The following is a 3,997-nucleotide window of genomic DNA, read 5'->3' on the forward strand; positions in this document are numbered from 1 at the left end:
GTCTACCTGGCGACCTACACCCTGGGCAGCTTCCACATGTCGTTCTGGCGCTTCGGGCCGACCGAGGTCCGGATCTTGCTGATCGCCGGCAACCTGGCGCTGCTGCGCTGGCCGACGGCGCATCTGTTCGGCCGCGCCTTCCGCCTCTTCGACCTGGGCGGCGCGGTGGCCATCGCCGGCATGGCCGCGATGCTGGTGGTCTCGGCGGCGCGGCACATCGCGAAGCTCTACCGCGAGGAGCCGTTGCCGTGAGCCCCGCGAAGGAAGGATGGCGGCGGACCCTGCGGCGCTGGCTGCAGTACAACCTGGTGGGCCTGATCGGGATCGGCGTGCAACTGGGGACGCTGGAGGCGCTGGCCCGCCTGGCGCGTGTACCCTATCTCTGGGCGACGGTGCTGGCGGTCGAGGCCGCCATCCTGCACAACTTCCTCTGGCACGAACGCTATACCTGGTCCGACCGTGCCAGCGCCACCCTGGCCCACGCCCTGGCGCGGCTGGCGCGCTTCAACGGCACCACCGGCGCTATCTCTATCCTGGGGAACGTGGCAGTGATGCGCCTGCTGGTGGGCGTGGCCCACCTGCCCTACCTGCCCTCCAACATGCTGGCGATCTGCGCCTGCGGGCTGGTGAACTTTTGGGTCAACGACCGCTACGTCTTCCGCGCGCGCTGGCGCCTGCCTCTGGCCTGAGCGATTACACTCTCTGCATGCGTCTGCCGGAGGAGTTGCGCCGCGCGATCGAGCGCGAGGTGGCGGCGGTGGACGCGCGCCTGCTGCCGCGCGCCGCGCGCGAGCTCAGCCAACGCTACCAAGAGGGTGAACCCTCGGCGCTGCGCTCGCCCGCGCACCTGGCCGCGTATCTCCAGACCCGGCTGCCCGCCACCTTCGCCGCCAATCGCCGTGTTTTCGAAGAAGTCGCGGCGCGGATGCCGGGGCTCGCGCCGCGCAGCCTGCTCGATTTGGGCGCTGGGCCGGGCACCAGCATGTGGGCCGCGGCAGAGACCTTCCCCGGGCTGGAGAAGATCACGCTGGTCGAGCGCGAGGCGCCGCTGGTCGTCGCAGGCCGCCGGGTGGCGGCGCAAAGCCGCCACCCGGCAGTCGTGGGAGCGCAGTGGCTCCAGCAGGACGTGCTGGCAAAGGCTGCCGGCGAGCCCCACGACCTCGTGGTCATCTCCTATGCTCTGGCGGAGATCAGCGAGAAGGCCACGGCGCAGTTCCTGCGCGCCGCCTGGGACGCGGCCGCCACGCTGCTGGTCATACTTGAGCCAGGCACGCCGGCGGGCTTCGCGCGCGTACTGGCGGCGCGCACCGCGCTGCTCGACTGGGGAGCGCACCTGGTGGCGCCCTGCCCGCACGCCAAGGCTTGTCCCATGGCCCAGGCCGGCGACTGGTGCCACTTCGCCGTGCGCCTGGAGCGCTCCGCGGCCCACCGCCGGCTCAAGCAGGGCGCGCTCGGCTACGAGGACGAGAAGTTCTCGTATCTCGTTGCCGGGCGCGCGCCGGTGGAGCTGCCCGCCGCGCGCGTCATCCGCCATCCCCTGATCCGCCCCGGCCACATCCAACTCACGCTGTGCACGGCGAGCCGGCTGGAGCAGCGCACGGTCACCAAATCCCGGAAGGATGTCTACCGGCAGGCGCGCCAGGCGGAGTGGGGCGCGCCCTGGAGCGACTGAAGCGGGCCGGGCGCGCTATCATGGGCGCGCACAAGCGGGAGGCGCCCATGCTGGAGCTGGAGAGCGTGCGCATGGAATTCCCCGCCGACGCCAACCTCATCGTCGGCCAATCGCACTTCATCAAGACGGTAGAAGACCTCTACGAGGCGGTGGCCACCACCGTGCCACAGGCGAAGTTCGGCCTCGCCTTCAACGAGAGTTCCGGCCCCTGCCTGACCCGCGCCGAGGGCAACGACGAGGCACTGCGCGCCGCCGCCGTCCGCAACGCGCAGGCGCTCGCCGCCGGGCACACCTTCGTGCTCATCCTGCGCGACGCCTATCCCATCAACGTGATGGGCGCCATCCGGCGCGTGCCCGAGGTGTGCACTATCTTCTGCGCCACCGCCAACCCGGTGGAAGTGATCGTGGCGCGCAGCCCGCAGGGACGCGGGGTGCTGGGCGTGATCGACGGCAGCCCGCCCAAGGGCGTGGAAGGCCCCGAGGAGGCCGCCGCCCGCCGCGACTTCCTGCGCAAGATCGGCTACAAGCGCTGAGGGGGAGGAGGACCAGCATGGACCAACACGCCGGGCTGCTCGCAGAGTTGCGGACCTTCGCGGCCACCGCCGCCTCCGCCCAGTCCCTGATGCAGCACGTCTCCGACACCCTGCACGAGAAGATGGTGCGCTACAACTGGGTGGGCTTCTACCTCATCGACCCGAGCGATCCCGGCTACCTGGTGCTGGGCCCGTTCGCCGGCAGCTTCACGCCCCACGGGCGCATCCCCCTGGACGATGGCCTGTGCGGCGCCTGCGCTGCCAGCGGCAAGACGGTGCTGGTGCAGGACGTGACCAAGGACCTGCGCTACCTGCAAGGCTCGCAGGACACCAAGTCGGAGATGGTGGCGCCGGTGCTGGTCCAGGGCCGGGTGGCCGGAGAGCTGGACATCAACAGCTACTTCGCCAACACCTTCGGCCCCGCCGACCGCCAGTTCGTGGAGGACTGCGCCACCCTGGTGGCCGAGTACCTAGCCAGCCATCCTGCGGGTTAGAACGTCGTCTCCAGCGCGATCTCCTGGATGATGCGGTCGAGTTCGGCCGCCGCCTGCGCCCGCTTCCCCTTCAGGTCGGCGAGTTCGCTGCGCAGCTTGTCCAACTGGTCCTCCTGTGAGTTCAGTTCGCGGGTGTAGCGCTGCAACAGGGCCCGCTCTTCGGCGCTGCCCTTGAGCGCCTTCATGTTCTCGCGCAGGCGGCCCTGGTCCACGGTGATGGTCTCGACCTGCTGCTGGGCGACGCGCATCTGCGCGTCCAGGCCGGAGACCACGTTCTTCTGCGCCAGCACGCGGCGGAAGGCTTGCTCCATCTCCGGGGTGAGCCGCTTCTGCTGCGCCCACAGCTCCACGTCCTTGCTGGAGAGGTTGGTGAGCGCGTACTGGGTCTCCAGCGGATGCGACTCCTCGACCGCCAGCTTCTCCGTGGCTCCCGGCCCGACCTTCACGCGGAAGCGATAGTGCGTGGCCGAGGTTTCCTCCGGCTTCAGGTCGCCCATCAGCTTCCAGTCGTCGCGCACGGGGTGCTCGAGGATGACCGCGCGCGCGCTGGTGTCGGAGTTGCGCACGGTGTAGGTCTTGGTCTCGCGCTCCTCGCGCGTGATCTTCATCACGCCCTTGAGCACGCTGATGTGGCTGATGGGCTCCTCTTCGCCCTCCTCCTTGGTGGATATGCGCACCCCCTGGTCCACGGCGTAGGAGAGCAGGCGGCGCTCCGCCGGCTTGATGGTCTCGAGCAGGCCCTCGCCCGCGAAGGTGTCGTCCTCGAGGACGTTGAAGGTGCCGGCATCGAGGGTGAGGCCGCTGGTGTTGGTGAGCCAGAGGGCGCGCAGCGGAGCGGCATCTTCGTCGCCGCTCCACAGGGTGACCTTCTCCGCCTCGATGGGCGCCTGCGCGATGGGCACCAGCGCCGACTGGTTCTTCAGGATGGTGATCTTCTGCTTGACGTCGTACTCGAAGAGGTCGCCGACCTCGCCGCTGGCAGTTTCGGTCTCGAGGTTGCTGATGGCCTCGGCGACCGTCTCCCGCGATGGCTGGTCTTCCACCGTGACCGTTTCGCTGGCGGCGCCGACATTCAGCTTCACATCGCGCCGCCCGGCGCCGGGCGCGAGCCTGACCACCATGGACTGGAAGTTGAGGGCGTCGACCTTCAACTGCGAATTGCCGGACGGCACGATCCTGAACCTGTACATGCCTTGGGAGTCGGTGCGCGTGCTTTGCGACTGGCCGGTATTGGTATCGGTCAAGGTTACGGTGGCCCCCTGAATAACGGCCCCCGAAGGATCGGTGACCCTGCCCTG

At 69.3% G+C, this 3,997-nt stretch carries 6 protein-coding genes; 5 read left to right on the plus strand and 1 reads right to left on the minus strand.

All coding sequences use genetic code 11. From position 1 onward, the window contains the following. From VEG08_06405 to VEG08_06425, 5 genes are all read left to right on the plus strand, one after another. A partial coding sequence (locus tag VEG08_06405; GenBank protein HXZ27617.1) for a hypothetical protein occupies positions 1-252 on the plus strand: 252 nt, incomplete at its 5' end. Next, positions 249-689 carry a GtrA family protein gene (locus VEG08_06410; protein ID HXZ27618.1) on the plus strand — a complete coding sequence of 147 codons (441 nt, stop codon included), beginning with the start codon at positions 249-251 and terminating at the stop codon, positions 687-689. The genes VEG08_06405 and VEG08_06410, both read left to right, overlap by 4 nt. A gap of 17 nt (positions 690-706) precedes the next feature. Then, positions 707-1,672: a small ribosomal subunit Rsm22 family protein gene (locus tag VEG08_06415; GenBank protein HXZ27619.1), complete on the plus strand. Its 966-nt coding sequence runs from the start codon at positions 707-709 to the stop codon at positions 1,670-1,672. Positions 1,673-1,692: 20 nt separating this feature from the next. Continuing rightward, the gene (locus tag VEG08_06420) at positions 1,693-2,205 is read left to right on the plus strand and encodes an adenosine-specific kinase (GenBank protein ID HXZ27620.1); all 513 of its coding nucleotides are present in this window, start codon (positions 1,693-1,695) and stop codon (positions 2,203-2,205) included. A gap of 17 nt (positions 2,206-2,222) precedes the next feature. Continuing rightward, the gene (locus VEG08_06425) at positions 2,223-2,699 is read left to right on the plus strand and encodes a GAF domain-containing protein (protein ID HXZ27621.1); all 477 of its coding nucleotides are present in this window, start codon (positions 2,223-2,225) and stop codon (positions 2,697-2,699) included. Here VEG08_06425 and VEG08_06430 read toward each other — a convergent pair. Next, positions 2,696-3,997, minus strand: a 1,302-nt coding sequence (locus VEG08_06430) for a carboxypeptidase regulatory-like domain-containing protein (GenBank protein HXZ27622.1), incomplete at its 5' end; no start/stop codon positions are given. The genes VEG08_06425 and VEG08_06430 overlap by 4 nt on opposite strands.

The sequence above is a fragment of the Terriglobales bacterium genome (assembly GCA_035624475.1).
GTDB lineage: Bacteria > Acidobacteriota > Terriglobia > Terriglobales > Acidobacteriaceae > DASPRL01.

Coding starts and splice junctions, on each gene's coding strand:
- VEG08_06415 (HXZ27619.1), top strand. CDS start 707: ATGCGTCTGCCGGAGGAGTTGCGCCGCGCGATCGAGCGCGAGGTGGCG.
- VEG08_06420 (HXZ27620.1), top strand. CDS start 1,693: ATGGGCGCGCACAAGCGGGAGGCGCCCATGCTGGAGCTGGAGAGCGTG.
- VEG08_06425 (HXZ27621.1), top strand. CDS start 2,223: ATGGACCAACACGCCGGGCTGCTCGCAGAGTTGCGGACCTTCGCGGCC.